Here is a 13,807-nt window from a genome sequence, read left to right on the forward strand (position 1 = left end):
AAGGTTCCTGGCTCAATCGAAGCTGAGACTTCGACCCGAAAACACAAAACCCCAGGGGGAAACATGACCACGGCCGACGCCACCCACGCCGGACCCAAACTCTCCCTGTGGACCAAGCTTTCCTACGGATTCGGCTCCGTCGCCGTCGGCGTCCGGGAAAACGGCCTCTCCTACTTCCTGCTGCTGTTCTACAGCCAGGTCATGGGACTGGACGCCCGCCTGGCGGGTCTGGCCCTTACCCTTGGCCTGGTCATTGACGCCTTTCTGGATCCGATCATCGGCTATGTGTCCGACAATTTCCGCTCGAAATGGGGACGTCGCCACCCCTTCATCTATGCCTCGATCATCCCGATCGCCCTGGTCTATTTCCTGATCTGGAGTCCGCCCACCGGGCTCAGCCAGTCAGGCCTCTTCTGGTGGCTGCTCGTCACCATGGGCGCTGTCCGCCTGTTTTATTCGGTCTTCGAGATCCCCTATGCCGCCCTGGCGCCGGAACTGACCAAGGACTACGACCAGCGCACGGTCCTGCAGTCCTTCACCCTGTTTTTCGCATGGTTCGTCGGCAACTTCATGTCGGTGTTCAACTTCTGGCTCTTTGGCCTGTTCGCCACGGCGACCATCAAGGATGGCCGTTTCAATCCCGCCGCCTATCATGTGTATGGAATGCTGGCCTCGGCCATCATGTTCGTCGCCATCGCCGTGACGGCCCTGGGCACCCACCGGCACATACCCAACCTCAGCCAGCCGCCAGCCCGGGAGAACAAGACCCTGGGGGCCATATTCCGCGACATCTACGAGACCCTGGTCGACAAGTCCTTCTTCTCGCTCTTCCTGTCGACCCTGTTTGGCTCGATCGCCGGCGGCCTGTCTGCGGCCATGGCCTTCATCAACTACACCTATTTCTGGGCCTTCACGAACGCCCAGAGCGGCCTGATGGTGACCGGCGTCTTCATCTCCGCCATCATCGGTGCGGTCCTGGCGCCCATCATTTCCCGGACCATTGGCAAGAAGCGTGGCGCCATCATCATTGGCCTGATCGCCTTCCTGGGTTCGCCCATGCTGATGGTCATGCGCCTGTTTGACCTCTTGCCGCCCAACGGCTCGCCGGTCCTGTTCTGGACCTATTTCGTGGTCAACGTTTTCGATGTCGGCCTGATCATCTGCTACCAGACCCTGGTGCCGTCCATGATGGCTGACCTGGTTGAGCATGCCGAGGTCAAGACCGGGCGGCGTTCAGAGGGGGTCTTCTACGCCGCAGCAGGCTTCATCCGGAAACTGGTGGCCGGAAGCGGCGTCCTGATTGCGGGCTTCATCATGGCCGCCGCCGGCCTGCAGAAGGGCGCAGATCCGGCGTCCGTGTCGGCTGAAACCATCTGGAAGCTGGGCGCCTATTACTCACCGACCATCGTCGCCCTCTGGATGCTGATGCTGCTGGTCCTGTCGACCTACACCATCAGCCGCGAAGGGCACGAGGAGAACCTGCGGACTATCGCCCGCAACAAGGCCTCGCAAGGCGACTAGGCGGCGAAACCCTGCAGGCGGGCCGCATCTTCGCGGACCGTCTGGGGGCCGCCGAGGATCTGGCGGTCAAAGCCTATGCGCTTGAACCAGTAGTGCAGGCCCACCAGGTCGGTGAAGCCCATGCCGCCGTGCACTTCAGTCGACCGCCGGGCCACAAAGGTTCCCACTTCTGACAGGTGGGCCTTGGCGTGGCAGGCGGTCACGGAAGCCTCATCCGGAAGGGCGTCGAGGGCGTGGGCCGCATACCAGACCATGGCCCGGCAGGGCTCGAGGGCGGCGACCATTTCAGCGCACATGTGCTTGACCGCCTGGAATGTGGCGATGGCCCGCTCGAACTGCTTGCGTTCCTTGGAATAGGCGACGGCCTGATCGAGCATGTCCTGGGACGCGCCCAGGATGTCAGCGGCGAACATCACCCGTCCCACATCGATAAGCTCACGCAGGACCACCGGACTGCTTCCGGGAAGAGCATCAGCACTTACGCCGTCAAGACGCAGTTCACCGGTCGGTCGCGTCCCGTCTATGGTCTTGAGCGCGATCCGGGTCAGGCCCAACGCATTGGCGGGAACCAGGTGCAGGCCGCCCTCCCGGTCCGCAAGGACGTAGATGTCAGCCTCATAGTCGATGACGAACAGGGCTGTTCCCGAGAGCTTCCCGTCCTTGAGGGTCACGCCGGCGTCGCCGCGGGGACCGGTGGCCTCGGACAGGGCGACTCCCGCCACCACCTCCCCGGCCGCCAGCCTGGGCAGCCAGTGACTCTTCTGGGCTTCGCTTCCGGCCCGCATGAGGGCCAGAGGCGCCAGGACGGCGGTTCCCACATAGGGCGCCGGGGTGACAAACCGGCCCATGGCCTCGGCCACAATGGCCGCGTCCAGAAAGGACAGGCCGACCCCGCCAAATTCCTCGGGGATGATCAGGCCCATGATCCCGAGGCCTGCCAGACCCTCAAGGACGTCGCTGGCGCGGACCTCGTTGTCGCCGATGAATTTGCGGGTGCGCGCCAGTCCGCCCTGCTCGGCGAGGAAGCGCTCCACCGAGGCCTGAAGCATGACCTGTTCCTGGGAAAGTCCGAATTCCATGGGTCAGGTCCTCAGGCCGAGGCCAGCTTGGCTTCCCGGGGCATGCCCAGGCCGCGCTCGGCGATGATGTTTTTCTGGATCTGCGACGTCCCGCCGCCAATGATCAGGCCCAGGAAGTACATGTAATCCCTCTGCCAGCTGCCGTGGCCGCGCAGGCGGGGCGTATCGCCATAGAGCAAGCCCAGCTCACCCAGGACATCGATGGCCAGGGCCTCCAGCTCGTGACGCAGTTCCGTGCCCTGCAGCTTGACCACCATGGCGGCGACGCCGGGGTTCTGGCGGTTCACCGCAGCCGACAACAGGCGCAGGTCGTTGCAGCGCATGGCCAGGACCCTGCCCTGGATCTGCATCAGTCGATCGCGATAGATCGGATTGTCCATGACCGGCCGGCCATCGAGGGTCTCGGTCTTCATCATGTCGGCCAGGGCGTTGACCCGGCTGAGCATGGTGTTGGGGTCAGCCAGGGAGCCGCGCTCGTGGCGCAGGATGGAATTGGCGACCTGCCAGCCCTGACCCCGGCGACCGACAATCTGATGCTGCGGAACGCGGACGTCGGTGAAGAAGACCTCATTGAAGTTCGCCGCGCCGGTCATGTCCACCAGGGGGCGGATTTCGATGCCGGGGGTTTCCATGGAAAACAGCAGGAAGCTGATGCCCTCATGCTTGGCGGCGTCAGGCTCGGTCCGCACCAGGCAGAACATCCAGTGGGCGAGATGGGCCGTGCTGGTCCAGATCTTCTGGCCATTGATCACCCATTCCTCGCCGACCAGCTCACCCTTGGTGGCCAGGCTGGCCAGGTCACTGCCGGCGTTTGGCTCGGAATAGCCCTGACACCAGAGCATTTCCCCGCGCAGGGTCGGACCGATGAACTGGACCTTCTGCTCTTCCGTGCCCATTTCCAGCAGGGTGGGCACCAGCATGGAGATCCCCTGCCCGCCCATGCCCGGTGAAATCTGCGCCCTGGCGAACTCCTCGGCGATGATCCGCGACTTCAGGATGTCGGGCTCGGCGCCATAGCCGCCATAGGCCTTTGGAATGGTCCGGGCCGCATAGCCGTTCTCGATCAGCAGGGCCTGCCAGGCCAGGGCGCTGGGGCCGCCGGGACGCGGCGCCAGATGCCGGTTGGCCTCGATGAAGGCCACCGTCTGTCGCCGGAAGTCTTCATGCTCGGCGCTATAGGACAGGTCCATGCGTTTCCCCTGCTTGCTGGGAGTCTTCTTGTATCGCCGGACCGTGAGGCCAGGTTGGACTACTTGCCCAGCACGAGTTCCGGATTGACCGGGCGGGCCCGCTCGGTCGGCACAGGAGCATAGCGGACCTCAAAGTGCAGTTGAACCTCGGACATGCCGCCCGTGTCCCCGGCCAGGCCCAGTTGCTGACCCTGGACGACCTTCTGCTGCATCTTCACATCCACCCGCGCCAGATGGCCATAGGCCGTAACCCAGCCGTCAGCGTGCTTGACCAGGATCAGATTGCCAAAGCCAGGCACCTGGTCGCCGGCATAGACAACGTCGCCGGCTGCCGCAGACCGAACCGTATCGCCGGTGCGGGCGCGGATATTGATGCCGTCATTGCGCTGGCCAGTGCCCTTGGGGCCGAAGTCGGAAATCAGGTCGCCGCGCAGGGGCCACACAAAGCGTCCCCGACCCAGGGCTGAAATCTGGGAGTCGCTGAGCGGGCCGGAAACGGCGGGCGGGATGGGCGGCGGCGTCTGGGGTCGCGGGGTCACTACGGGCGGAACATAGGGCCTGGGAGTAATAACTGGCGGTGTCGGGCGCTCGGTGACTGGCGGCGTAACCGTCACAGTCCGTGTAACCGGGGTATCAACCGGGCCGCTCCGGATGGTCTCCCGGACAGGGCCGCGATCACGGACTCCATCCGGCAGGGTTATGCGCTTGCCGGGCCGCAGGGTCTTGCCATTCAGGGCCACCAGAGCCTTGGAGGTCGTCGAGAACCGTTTGGCGATCAGGGCAAAGGTATCACCCTCCACCGGAACATACCCCTTGAGGGTCTTTGGCGGCCCCTTGAGGACCTTGCCCGGTCGCAGGATATAGGGCGCTTCGAGATTGTTGAGGTCGGCAAACTCCTTGCGGGTCATCCCCATGCCATGGGCGATGGAGTCGACCGCGTCGCCCTTGCGGACGGTATAGCTGATGGGCTTTCCGGTGAATTCGACGACCTTGCCGGTGACACTGACCCTGGTCGTGGTCACCGGGCGGGTGGCGACGGCAGGGGTGTCCGAAGGTTCTTCCTGAACCGGCTTTTCAACCGCGGGAGGCCGCGTCGTAGGCCGGGTTGGCGCGACCGGCTTTGGCGCAACTGCATCTGCCGTCACAACCACCTGGGTGCGGGTGGGGCCCTTGTCCTTGTAGCCATCCGGCAGGATCAGCTTGCGGCCCGACTTCAGGGCCTGGCCAGTCGACATGTCATTGGCCTGCGCCAGATCCTTGGCGGACACAGAGAAACGTCGGGCGACAGCGTAAAGGGTGTCCCCCTGCCCGACCACATAGGCCTTGGCCTGTCCCTTGGGCCCCTTGATACGGTCGCCGGGTTGCAGGCGGTAGGGCGGCTTCAGGCCGTTCTGGGCCGCGATATCCATGGGGTCCATGTCCCATTCCCGGCCGATTGCCGCGAGGGTGTCTCCCGACTTGACCACATGGACCTTGGCCGGACCTTCGGCGGAGACCACCCGCCCCGCAACGGTTGTCCGGGTTTCGGTGCGGGTCACCGGCGCCGGGCGCGTTTCCGGACGTGGCGCAGCGGCTTCAGCCAGGGCGCGCGCCTCGACACCTTCAGGCGCCGGAGTTGATGGCATAGGAGGCGCTTCACGCACGGCATCGTCGGGCTCCGCCGTTGGCGTCGGCAGGTCCTCATCCGTCGCCGCCGGAAGGGCGATCGGGAAGTTTGGCTTGGGCATCTGCGCCCAGGCCATTGACGTTGTCAGGGCGGTCGCCGTCACGAGGGCAAGGGCGGTTCGGGAAAGAAATTGCGTCATCGCCGCTCCGGCAGCAGTTTCGGATTCAGTCGTGGCGTTGCGGTTAACCAATGATGAAGTTCGAAGTCACAGCCAACCCACAAGTTCGTAATCTTGCGGCTCAGAGCTCCTTCGCCACCCCGTCCAACAAGGGCACAAAGCGGACTTCGGTCATCGACTCGACCGCGAATCCCCCGTGACCGTCGCCAGTATAGCGCTTTAGCACCTGCACAGGTCCCTTGCCGATCGGCGCCACCAGAACGCCGTTGGGCTTGAGTTGTGCAAGCAGGGCCTCGGGCTCATCTGACGCTGCAGCTGTGACCATAATGCGGTCAAAAGGCGCCTGTTCGGGCCAACCAAGCCCGCCATCACCGAACCGGGTGATGATGTTTGTCAGTTCCAGCTGTTTGAACCTGTACTCCGCCGCCTTCATCAGGGTGCGATAGCGCTCCACCGTGTAGACCAGCCGCGAAAGCTTGGAGAGTATTGTCGCCTGGTAGCCGGACCCGGTGCCGATCTCCAGCACGCGCGAACGGGAATCCAGACGCAGGGCCTGGGTCATCAGGCCAACTATGTAGGGCTGGCTGATCGTCTGGCCGCAGGCGATCGGAAGGGCAGAGTCTTCCCAGACCCGCTCCTGGAACAGGTCGGGGGTGAATAGCTCACGCGGTGTGGATTCGATCGCCGCAAGGACGGCGGGGTCGGTGACCCCCTGGGCCCGCAGGCTCAGGAGCAGTTTGGCCAGACGGACATTGCCCTCCTCGGCCTCAGGGGTTCCAGCCGTCATCTCAACCCCTTGGCGGTGCGCCGCCCAGGTGCGACCGCATCTTGTGGACGGTCTCCATATGGGTCAGGTCGATGTGCAGGGGCGTCACGGAGATCTTGCCGTCGTAGATGGCCGCAAGGTCTGTCCCCGGTGAAGGCCTGGACTTTTCAGCCCGGAAACCCATCCAGTAATAGGCGTTTCCGCGCATGTCGGTGCGCTTCTCGGCCTTGCGGACATGAACGTCGCGGAAGGTCTGGCGGGTCACTTCAACTTCGGTAATGGCCTCAGTGGGGCGCGAGGGGAAGTTGACATTCATCACTACGTCGTCAGGCCAGCCGATCTCCATCAGGCGCCTGACAATGCCAGGGGCGAAGTGCTCAGCCGGGGTAAAGAGCGGCGCCTTGGACATTTCCTGCCCGGCGATCGGCCAGCTCATCTGCGACAGGGCGATGGAAGGAATGCCCAGGGCCATGCCCTCTATGGCCCCAGCCACGGTGCCGGACATGGTGACGTCCTCGGCCAGGTTGGCGCCGCGATTAACCCCTGACAGAACCAGATCAGGCCGCAGACCGCCCATCAACTCGGTCACCGCCATCATGACGCAGTCAGTGGGCGTGCCAGTGGTCGAGAACCGGCGCTCAGTGACCTGGCGCACCCGGATCGGCTCATCCAGGGTCAGGGACCGACTGGCCCCGGATTGCTCATACTCAGGCGCGCAGATCCAGATGTCGTCGGTCAGGACGCGGGCGATCCGCTCCAGGGCCTCAAGCCCCTCGGCATGGATGCCGTCGTCATTGGTCAGGAGCAGCCTCACCCTTCACCGCCGATATGGGTCAGTCCGGGCAGATAGGGGTGAAGGGCCTGCGGGATGGCGATCCGTCCCTTTTCGTCCTGATAGTTTTCCATGAGGGCCACCAGAGTGCGGCCCACCGCCAGACCCGACCCGTTCAGGGTGTGCACATAGCGGGTGCCCTTTTCACCGGCCTTCTTGGTGCGGGCGTCCATCCGCCGGGCCTGGAAGTCGCCACAGCTCGAGCATGAGCTGATCTCGCGATACTGGCCCTGGGACGGGATCCAAACCTCGAGGTCATAGGTCCGCCGTGCGCCGAAACCCATGTCGCCCGTACACAGCAGCATGGTGCGGAAGGGCAGCTCGAGCGCCTTCAGCACGGACTCGGCGCAGGCCACCATGCGCTCATGTTCCGCGTCGCTCTGGTCCGGAGTGGTTATCGAGACCAGCTCGACCTTGTAGAACTGGTGCTGGCGGATCATGCCGCGGGTGTCGCGCCCGGATGCGCCGGCCTCTGACCTGAAGCAGGGCGTCAGGGCAGTGACCCGCATGGGCAGCTCTTCTTCCGCAACGATCTGACCCATGACCAGGCTGGTCAGGGGCACTTCCGCCGTCGGGATCAGCCAGCGGCCATCCGTGGTCTGGAACAGGTCATCAGCGAACTTCGGCAGCTTGTCGGTGCCATAGGCTGCGGCATCGTTGACCAACAGCGGGGGCGAGACTTCCAGATAGCCGTTCTGCTGGGTCTGGTGATCCAGCATGAATTGGCCGAGCGCCCGCTCAAGGCGCGCCAGCTGCCCCTTGATGACCGTGAAACGGGCCCCGCTCATCCGGGCGGCGGCCTCGAAGTCCAGCATGCCGAGGCCTTCGCCCAGTTCGACGTGATCCTTCGGATTAGCCACGTGATTGGGTTCACCCCAGCGACGGACCTCGACATTTCCGTGCTCGTCAGCCCCTTCAGGTACGTCTGGCGCCGGAATGTTGGGAAGGGCCGCCAGCAGGTCCTGCAGTTCGGCGCTGAAGGTGCGTTCGGCCTCCCCCTGGGCTGCGAGGTCAGCCTTCAGGGCTTCGACCTCAGCCATGAGCTGGTTGGCCAGGGCGTCATCCTTCTGGCCCTTGGCCTGGCCTATGCGCTTGGACAGGTCATTTCGCCGGGACTGGGTGGTCTCGGAAGCCAGCTTGGCCGCCCGGACCTTGCCATCCAGGTCCAGGGCCTGAGCCGCAGCGCCGGATCGACCCTTCGCAGCCCAGGCTTTCTCGTAGAGCTCGGGGGTTTCGCGAAGGGCTCGGATATCGTGCATTGGTGGCCGCCATTAACAATTGGGGCCTTGTCTAGTCCGCGTCGCCGTGGGCGCCTAGACCGGAACGATGTCCTGGGACGCCTCTTCGCGCTTCCGACGCAGCTCGATCAGCTTCACGCACCAGATCGAAATCTCGTAGAGCGCGATAATGGGCATGGCGAGCAGGGTCTGGCTGATCGGATCCGGTGGCGTCACCACGGCGGCCACGATGAAGATCCCGACAATGGCGTATCGGCGGCCTTCCCGGAGCAGATCCGAACTGACGATCCCCGCCAGGCCCAGCAGGGTCAGGACAACCGGCAACTGGAAGCAGAGGCCGAAGGCCAGAAGCAGCGTTGTCACAAGGGTCAGATAGTCCGAGACCTTCGGCAGCAACTCGACCGAAATCGCGCCTGCGCCGGTGATCTGCTGGCTCAGGGAGAACCAGAGAACAAAAGGCAGGATCATGTAATAGACCAGCCCGGCGCCCAGGACGAACAGGGATGGCGACGCGACCAGGAATGGCACAAAAGCCCTGCGCTCCTGCTTGTAGAGCCCTGGCGCCACGAAGCCATAGACCTGGGCGGCCAGCACCGGGAAGGTCACCACGACAGCGCCAAATCCCGACAGCTTCAGTTTGGTGAAGAAGAATTCCAGAGGCGCGGTGAAGATCAGTTTCAGGTTCTGGCCCGCGACATTCGGAACTTCCTTAAGACCGACCAGGGCAAGCAGCAGGTCAAAGGGTCCGCCCGAAGGCTTTTGATCTGGCGGGGTCGGCTGAAGATGCAGGAACTGCATGATCCCGTCCCAGAACCCCACCTTGGGTCCATGTCCCTGGGCAAGCTTTTCGGCGGCGAGGATCTGCGCTGCGACTTCATAGGGGTGAAGCAGCAGGGTGTAGATCTGGGTCGAGAGGGCGAAGCACACGACAAAGCCCAGAGCCAGGGCCACGACACAGATCAGCAGGCGCTGCCTGAGCTCAACCAGGTGGTCCAGCAAAGGCGCGCGAGAGGCCTCGATTTCATCGTCATGGCTGTCGCTCACGAGGCAGGTTCCGCCTTTGGTTTGCGCCTTGCGCGAACTGGCGCGGCCTTTTCGGTGGCGACCTTTTCTGCAGCAGGCTTGCGTTTGCGCGGCGCCTTCACCGGCGGGGGAGCCACCTCGACGGTCATGGGCTCTGCTGCAGCGGCCTCGATCTGATGGCTCATGGGCGGATGGAACTGGACCCCGCCAGCCTGCAGGCTGTCGCCGATTTCATTGAAGATCTGGCTCACATCGCCCATGGATTCCTGCTGGGCCTGATCAAGGATCTGGCCCTTGCGCATGGCTTCGACCTCAGCGCGAAGCTCATCAAGTTCGGACTGCCGGGCCATCTCATCAAAGCTGGCGCGGAATTCCGCAGCCATACCTCTCAGCTTAGCGACGAACTGCCCGACCACCCGCAGCATCTTGGGCAGGTCTTTGGGCCCCACCACAAGGAGGGCGACGACGGCGATAACAAGGTATTCAAGCCCACCGACGTCGGGAAGCATGCCCAGGTCCTAACAGTGCGCCCCGCCTGATGGACGGGGAATAACGGAAATCAGCTGCGAGCTTCGTCTTTTTTGGCGTCGACCGCGGCGGCTTCCGTAGAAGCAGGCTCGTCCTTGAGGCCGTCCCGGAAGGCCCGGATGCCCTTGGCGGCGTCGCCCATAATGCCGGACAGCTTGCCCTTGCCACCGAAGAACAACAGCGCGACCACAGCCACCAGCAGCCAGTGAATAGGTTGAAAAGCGCCCATACGTTTAACTCCTAATCCCGCACCAGTGCGCGGGCCGAACCTGCATATAGTCTCTTGAACGGCGCTGCGCCAAGGAGATCACCGAGTTTAGTTGAGGCTTATGTCCTCTGCGAGAAAATCCGTGTGGAATTCAGGCGCCGAGCCGTCATCCTCCAGGGGATCCTCGTCCGTAACCTCGCCCAAGGGGTTGGGCACCGAGAAGTCTGCCGGTATGTCGAGACTGAGAAGTCCAGCCGCCTTCATCTCGGCCATCCCCGGCAAATCGGCCAGACTGGCCAGGCCATAGTGTTCCAGGAAGATGTCCGTGGTGCCGAAGGTCACCGGCCTGCCCGGCGAACGGCGACGTCCGCGCATGCGCACAAGACCAAGCTCCAGCAGGACATCAAGGGTTCCCCGACTGGCCTGGACGCCGCGGACGGCCTCGATCTCCGCCCGGGTGACAGGCTGATGATAGGCGATGATGGCCAGGGTTTCCTGGGCGGCCTTGGACAGTCGACGGGGCTCGTCGCGCTCTTCGGTCATCAGGAAGGCCAGGTCGGCGGCGGTCTGGAACCTCCACCGGTCAGCGACACACACCAGCTCTACTCCGCGTCCGCCATACCGCTGCACCAGGGCGGCGACCCCGGCCTCAACGTCGGACTTTTCCGGCAGGCGCTTGGCCAGGTCATCCAGACTTAAAGGACCGGCTGCGGCGAACAGCAGGGCCTCGATCCGCCGCTCTGTGTCAGCCGGGTCGGGCGTCGCAATGTCTTCGTCTTTGGTCATGCCAGGCTCACGCGGCGGGCTCGCAGGTAGATGTCGGCGAAGGCTTCCAGCTGGCGGGCCTCCATCGCCCCTTCCTTCACCAGTTCAAGTCCCGCTGACAAGGTCGAAGCCACATAGGAGGCGCGGCTGGGCCCCTCCCCCCGGTCGGATACGGCTGGAGCCAGGCCCTCAAGGGCGGTCCACCGCGTCATGTCAGGCAAAAGGTCCCGCAGGCGCTCCCGGGCGACTTCCAGGGGATAGGCCTGGGGTGGCGTCGGCCGATAGGTGCGCACCTGCTCCTTGCGACGCTGGGCGATATAGGCGCTCATCAGGCTGTAGAGGTCGCCCTCAAGCCGGGTCGACGGAATGATGGCTATGGCCTGGGGATCGCCGCGCATGAAGACCTCCCGACCCAGTTGGGGACCGTCCTTCAGGGCTTCAGAGGCCTTGCGCATGGCGTCCAGCTTGGCCAGCCGGAAGGCCAGCTGGGCGGCGAGTTCCTCGGCAGCCGGTTCTTCAGCCTTTGGCCGTTCGGGCTTGGGCAGGAGCAGGCGGGATTTCAGGTAGGCCAGCCAGGCGGCCATCACCAGATAGTCCGCCGCCAGACTGAACCTCTGGGCGCTCAGCTTCTGGACAAAGGCCAGATACTGCTCGGCCAGCCGGGTCACCGACAGTTTCAGCAGATCGACCTTCTGGGTGCGCGCCAGGGCCAGAAGTACGTGGAGGGGACCCTCATAACCGTCCAGATCAACGATCAGGGACTCGCCATCCTCCGCCGCATTGCGGGCGGCGGTGAAGTCAAGATTGGGCTGGAACTGACCTACGCCCATTGACCACTGAAGGCCGCGTCAAAGCGCGCCCTCCCCTCTTCCACATCGAAGGGTTCCGGCGTCCTGGCCATCCGGCCAAGGGCCGCTTTCGCCCGCTGGGCGGACCTGCCAGTGAGAAGTCTGGTTCCGGCGATTACGGCCTGCATTTCAGCCATGTCGCCATTGCAGTGCAGGACGATGTCGCACCCGGCTGACAGGCTGTCCCTGGCCCGCGTGGTGAAGTCGCCGCTGAGCGCCTTCATGGACAGGTCGTCGGTCATCAGGAGGCCGTCAAACCCTATGGCTTCCCGGACGACCTTGCGCAGCACCTTGCGCGACGTCGTACCCGGACGTTTCGGATCAATGGCCGAGTAGATGACGTGGGCGGACATGGCCATGGGCATGTCGGACAGCACCCGGAAGGGCGCGAAATCCCGTCCATCGAGCTCTGGATAGCTCGCTTCGACAACGGGCAGGTCCAGATGACTGTCGGCCAGGGCCCGGCCATGCCCTGGAATGTGCTTGATGACCGGCAGGACGCCCCCGGCGATCAGGCCTTCACAGGCGGCGCGCCCCAGGGCGGCTACGACTTCGGGGGTGGCGCCATAGGCGCGGTCGCCAATGATGTCGTGAGATCCAGGGACAGGAACGTCCAGCACCGGCACGCAGTCGACATTGATGCCCAGGGCGGCAAGGTCCCAGGCCAGAAGCCGTCCGCCCAGGCGGGTAATTTCCCGCTTGTGCAGCAGGTCATTGGCGGGAAGATCCCCATAGGCCCGACCGGGAGGATAACGCCGCCAATGGGGCGGTCCCAGCCGCGCCACACGCCCGCCTTCCTGGTCGATGAGGATCGGCGCGTCCGGGCGTCCGATGGTCTCGCGCAGGGCAGTCGTCAGGGCTCTGACCTGATCGGGCGACTCTACATTGCGCTTGAACAGGATGAAGCCCCAGGGGCGGACATCCCGGAAGAAGGCGACCTCTTCCGCGCTCAGGACCAGACCCCGGCAGCCCAGAATGGCGGCGTGGATGGTCACTTCACGAAGCAGCTTTTTCCGGCGGCCTTGAGCTGGTTGCAGAAGGCGGTGGCGGCCTCACGACTGGCGAAACCGGTGACCGTGGTCCGGTAGAGGGTGGCGCCGTTCTTGTCGACGGCCTCGACCTTCTTGCCCTTGCCGGCGGCGGGGCCGGGAGCGACCTTCACGGCGTCATTCCAGCCCTTGTCAGCCAGGGCCTGGGACGAGAAGGCCCCGATCTGGACAGAGGCCGATCCGGCAGCCGCAGCAGGAGGCGCTGGCTTGGGAGCTTCCACCTTCACGGGCGCCGGCTTGGCCGGGACAACGGCAGTCGGTTTGGGGGCTGCGGGCGTTACGGCCGCGGGCTTGGCCGGAGTGGGAGCCGGCTTGGCCGCGACAGGCTTGGGCGCCGGAGTCTGAACCACGACGGGGGCTGGCTTGGGCGTAATGACCACCACCGGCGCGGGCTTTGGCGCAGGTGGCCGTTGAGCTGGCGCCGTGGCTGTGACGGCTGGCTTGAAGGCTGGAGGCGCATTGGCGGCCGGAAGGGCCGCTACGGGGGCCTTGGGCTGGACCGGCGCGGGCGCGGGCACAATATCCGTGCGCGCCTGGGGCTGTTCCGGCGGCGGGGTGAAATTGGGCGCCGAGGGTTGGGCCTGGCCTTCGTCCTGCTGATAGATCTGCAGGCCCCTTGCGGGATCTTCCGGCTGGGCCTCGGCTGGAGGCGCAGACTTCATGGTCTCCACCGGCTTGCCGACCATGGGGGGCGGACCGGATTCACGGCCAAGGCCCGACCGCAGAATGACCAGGATCACCACGAGCAACACAAAGAGTATGCCAGCGCTGACGATGAGCATCATGGGCATGGGCGCCCTTCCCCGAACCGGGCGCCGGGCGTCGAAGGTCAACGGCTCTTCGGTAGGAGGCGAATAGGCGCCTCGATCGGAATTGGGCATGCGGGGCTCCGGGGACTCAAGACCACGCGAATCAGGGACTCACGCGACTCGGTGACAGTTTACCTTCGCAAACGGCCCCTTCGCACCCTCCCTTC

General features: G+C 64.5%; 14 protein-coding genes. 1 reads left to right on the forward strand and 13 read right to left on the reverse strand.

Going from position 1 to position 13,807, the window contains the following annotated elements; genetic code table 11:
* The first annotated feature begins 63 nt into the window (after positions 1 to 63).
* Positions 64 to 1,521 (forward strand): sugar transporter, encoded by a 1,458-nt coding sequence (locus CFE28_11765; GenBank protein ID OYU70604.1) that lies wholly within the window; start codon positions 64 to 66, stop codon positions 1,519 to 1,521.
* On the opposite strand, the gene CFE28_11770 is transcribed toward CFE28_11765, so the two are convergent.
* The 13 genes from CFE28_11770 to CFE28_11830 all read right to left on the reverse strand — a co-directional run bounded on the left by CFE28_11770 (position 1,518) and on the right by CFE28_11830 (position 13,712).
* Complete coding sequence (locus CFE28_11770) at positions 1,518 to 2,600, reverse strand: acyl-CoA dehydrogenase (protein ID OYU70605.1); 1,083 nt, start codon at positions 2,598 to 2,600, stop codon at positions 1,518 to 1,520. The two genes, CFE28_11765 and CFE28_11770, sit on opposite strands and share 4 nt — an antisense overlap.
* Before the next feature lie 11 nt (positions 2,601 to 2,611).
* Positions 2,612 to 3,790 carry an acyl-CoA dehydrogenase gene (locus CFE28_11775; GenBank protein ID OYU70606.1) on the reverse strand — a complete coding sequence of 393 codons (1,179 nt, stop codon included), beginning with the start codon at positions 3,788 to 3,790 and terminating at the stop codon, positions 2,612 to 2,614.
* Between the two features lie 59 nt (positions 3,791 to 3,849).
* Positions 3,850 to 5,595: a peptidase M24 gene (locus tag CFE28_11780; protein OYU70607.1), complete on the reverse strand. Its 1,746-nt coding sequence runs from the start codon at positions 5,593 to 5,595 to the stop codon at positions 3,850 to 3,852.
* Positions 5,596 to 5,695: 100 nt separating this feature from the next.
* The gene (locus CFE28_11785; protein OYU70608.1) at positions 5,696 to 6,361 is read right to left on the reverse strand and encodes a protein-L-isoaspartate O-methyltransferase; all 666 of its coding nucleotides are present in this window, start codon (positions 6,359 to 6,361) and stop codon (positions 5,696 to 5,698) included.
* Between the two features lies 1 nt (position 6,362).
* Positions 6,363 to 7,154: a 5'/3'-nucleotidase SurE gene (locus CFE28_11790; GenBank protein ID OYU70609.1), complete on the reverse strand. Its 792-nt coding sequence runs from the start codon at positions 7,152 to 7,154 to the stop codon at positions 6,363 to 6,365.
* Positions 7,151 to 8,431, reverse strand: a complete 1,281-nt coding sequence (locus CFE28_11795) for a serine--tRNA ligase (protein ID OYU70610.1) — start codon at positions 8,429 to 8,431, stop codon at positions 7,151 to 7,153. Before CFE28_11795 ends, CFE28_11790 begins: the two co-directional genes overlap by 4 nt.
* Positions 8,432 to 8,485: 54 nt before the next feature.
* Complete coding sequence (gene tatC, locus CFE28_11800) at positions 8,486 to 9,454, reverse strand: twin-arginine translocase subunit TatC (GenBank protein ID OYU70611.1); 969 nt, start codon at positions 9,452 to 9,454, stop codon at positions 8,486 to 8,488.
* Complete coding sequence (gene tatB, locus CFE28_11805) at positions 9,451 to 9,942, reverse strand: twin-arginine translocase subunit TatB (protein ID OYU70612.1); 492 nt, start codon at positions 9,940 to 9,942, stop codon at positions 9,451 to 9,453. Before tatB ends, tatC begins: the two co-directional genes overlap by 4 nt.
* A gap of 50 nt (positions 9,943 to 9,992) precedes the next feature.
* Positions 9,993 to 10,190, reverse strand: coding sequence for a twin-arginine translocase TatA/TatE family subunit (locus CFE28_11810; protein OYU70613.1), 198 nt, complete (start codon positions 10,188 to 10,190; stop codon positions 9,993 to 9,995).
* An 87-nt stretch (positions 10,191 to 10,277) separates the two neighbouring features.
* A complete protein-coding gene (gene scpB, locus CFE28_11815) occupies positions 10,278 to 10,955 on the reverse strand; it encodes an SMC-Scp complex subunit ScpB (GenBank protein ID OYU70614.1) in 678 nt (225 codons plus the stop codon).
* Positions 10,952 to 11,764 carry a segregation/condensation protein A gene (locus tag CFE28_11820; GenBank protein ID OYU70615.1) on the reverse strand — a complete coding sequence of 271 codons (813 nt, stop codon included), beginning with the start codon at positions 11,762 to 11,764 and terminating at the stop codon, positions 10,952 to 10,954. The genes scpB and CFE28_11820 overlap by 4 nt, the downstream gene beginning before the upstream one ends.
* Positions 11,755 to 12,777 carry a beta-N-acetylhexosaminidase gene (locus CFE28_11825; GenBank protein OYU70616.1) on the reverse strand — a complete coding sequence of 341 codons (1,023 nt, stop codon included), beginning with the start codon at positions 12,775 to 12,777 and terminating at the stop codon, positions 11,755 to 11,757. Before CFE28_11825 ends, CFE28_11820 begins: the two co-directional genes overlap by 10 nt.
* Positions 12,774 to 13,712 carry a sporulation protein gene (locus CFE28_11830; GenBank protein ID OYU70617.1) on the reverse strand — a complete coding sequence of 313 codons (939 nt, stop codon included), beginning with the start codon at positions 13,710 to 13,712 and terminating at the stop codon, positions 12,774 to 12,776. The genes CFE28_11825 and CFE28_11830 overlap by 4 nt, the downstream gene beginning before the upstream one ends.
* Between the last annotated feature and the right edge of the window lie 95 nt (positions 13,713 to 13,807).

This window comes from Alphaproteobacteria bacterium PA2, assembly GCA_002256425.1.
Taxonomy (GTDB): Bacteria; Pseudomonadota; Alphaproteobacteria; order Caulobacterales; family Caulobacteraceae; genus Phenylobacterium.

Excerpts from the sequence above, each read along its gene's own strand:
- CFE28_11765 (OYU70604.1), top strand. The coding sequence starts at position 64 with ATGACCACGGCCGACGCCACCCACGCCGGACCCAAACTCTCCCTGTGG.
- CFE28_11770 (OYU70605.1), bottom strand. The coding sequence starts at position 2,600 with ATGGAATTCGGACTTTCCCAGGAACAGGTCATGCTTCAGGCCTCGGTG.
- CFE28_11775 (OYU70606.1), bottom strand. The coding sequence starts at position 3,790 with ATGGACCTGTCCTATAGCGCCGAGCATGAAGACTTCCGGCGACAGACG.
- CFE28_11780 (OYU70607.1), bottom strand. The coding sequence starts at position 5,595 with ATGACGCAATTTCTTTCCCGAACCGCCCTTGCCCTCGTGACGGCGACC.
- CFE28_11785 (OYU70608.1), bottom strand. The coding sequence starts at position 6,361 with ATGACGGCTGGAACCCCTGAGGCCGAGGAGGGCAATGTCCGTCTGGCC.
- CFE28_11795 (OYU70610.1), bottom strand. The coding sequence starts at position 8,431 with ATGCACGATATCCGAGCCCTTCGCGAAACCCCCGAGCTCTACGAGAAA.
- tatB (OYU70612.1), bottom strand. The coding sequence starts at position 9,942 with ATGCTTCCCGACGTCGGTGGGCTTGAATACCTTGTTATCGCCGTCGTC.
- CFE28_11810 (OYU70613.1), bottom strand. The coding sequence starts at position 10,190 with ATGGGCGCTTTTCAACCTATTCACTGGCTGCTGGTGGCTGTGGTCGCG.
- scpB (OYU70614.1), bottom strand. The coding sequence starts at position 10,955 with ATGACCAAAGACGAAGACATTGCGACGCCCGACCCGGCTGACACAGAG.
- CFE28_11820 (OYU70615.1), bottom strand. The coding sequence starts at position 11,764 with ATGGGCGTAGGTCAGTTCCAGCCCAATCTTGACTTCACCGCCGCCCGC.
- CFE28_11830 (OYU70617.1), bottom strand. The coding sequence starts at position 13,712 with ATGCCCAATTCCGATCGAGGCGCCTATTCGCCTCCTACCGAAGAGCCG.